The sequence below is a fragment of the Pseudomonas sp. VA159-2 genome (genome assembly GCF_024126635.1).
GTDB classification, from domain to species: Bacteria; Pseudomonadota; Gammaproteobacteria; order Pseudomonadales; family Pseudomonadaceae; genus Aquipseudomonas; species Aquipseudomonas muyukensis.
In genome coordinates this window covers 1-1190 of the sequence record NZ_JAMYBV010000076.1, presented here as the reverse complement: position 1 = coordinate 1190, position 1190 = coordinate 1, and the positions used below count along the sequence as shown (strand labels likewise).

The following is a 1190-nucleotide window of genomic DNA, read 5'->3' as shown; positions in this document are numbered from 1 at the left end:
GTAGGAGATTCTATGGTTTCAGGGAAGCCCATTAGCTGACTTTAGGTTGATATTCGTCCTGCCCTTTCAGCAGGGCGAATACGATGCGGGCAAGCTTGCGAGCGAGTATGACCAGCACCTGCGTAGTGCGTAGCCCCTTGCCTATGTAGCCCTCGTAGACATCCCGCCAGGCCGCGGTACGGCGAGCAGACATTGCTGCGTTGTGCAGCAAGCGTCGCGCCTCGGGGTCCCCTCGCTTGGATAAACTGCGGCGGTTATCTTTCTGGCCTGATTTGGATACCCGAAGATCCAACCCCAGAAACGCGATGAAGGCATCCGAGTTTCGGAAGTCCCCTCGTTGAAAAGCAGTAATCAGGCGAGCACCGGTCAACAGTCCGATACCCTCCACCTGCATGCAGCGCTTCAGCTGATCCTTTAGCCCGGCGGCTTGCAACTGGTCACAAATGGCCTTTTCAACAAGCGCTTCCAATCGCGCCATGGCCGCCAGATGCTTGGTTATTGCTGATTTGAGCAGCGGCTCGTTAGCCCAGCTCTGCTTCAAACTCACCCGGGCTTGAACTACGGCGGCACGGCGGCGAAAAAGGCTGATAAGACGGCGGTAGAGACCGCTGGGAGGACTCCAGGGACGTAGCTCCTGACCCTCATTCTTGAGGTATCGGGCGAGCAGCTTGGCATCTAGCGCGTCGGTCTTGGCGCGGATTTTGACGCCCTTGCGGTAATGGCTAAGTTCGTAGCCACCCACCATGTAAATGATGCAGTCGAACTCGTAGGCGAGATCTGCAAACATCAAGTGATAGATATTCGTGGCTTCGATAGCGACAGCTACTTTTCCCGGCAACGCCTTGAGCCATTTCTTGATGGCTGTTTTGTTGTTGGGAATGGTCTCCAACTGATCGGAATCAGCGTGATAGATCACCAGTTCATCCTTGGCGACATCCACGCCGATGATCGGTAGTGAGACAGTAACTGGCATTGCCATTGGGCTTCCTCCTCGTATAAGGTTTCAGGACTTGAAGGGCCACCCAGAGGCGCAGGCTTGTTTCTATCGTCGGTTGCGAACCAGAAGCATTCTTTATCGGCGCTTGGGTGAAAGGAGGAGGGGTGAAATCTCCTACGGTCTGTACTGCGCTAACAGTCAGAAGCCAACTTTGTCCCTCCTCCTCCCTTCAAGTCCTACCATACAAGCCAGC

The 1190-nt window shown here is 55.0% G+C and carries 1 protein-coding gene; it reads right to left on the bottom strand.

Features of this window, described 5'->3' with window-relative positions; genetic code table 11:
* Nucleotides 1–31 precede the first annotated feature (31 nt).
* Nucleotides 32–979 carry a transposase gene (locus NJG22_RS24420; protein WP_253098496.1) on the bottom strand — a complete coding sequence of 316 codons (948 nt, stop codon included), beginning with the start codon at nucleotides 977–979 and terminating at the stop codon, nucleotides 32–34.
* Between the last annotated feature and the right edge of the window lie 211 nt (nucleotides 980–1190).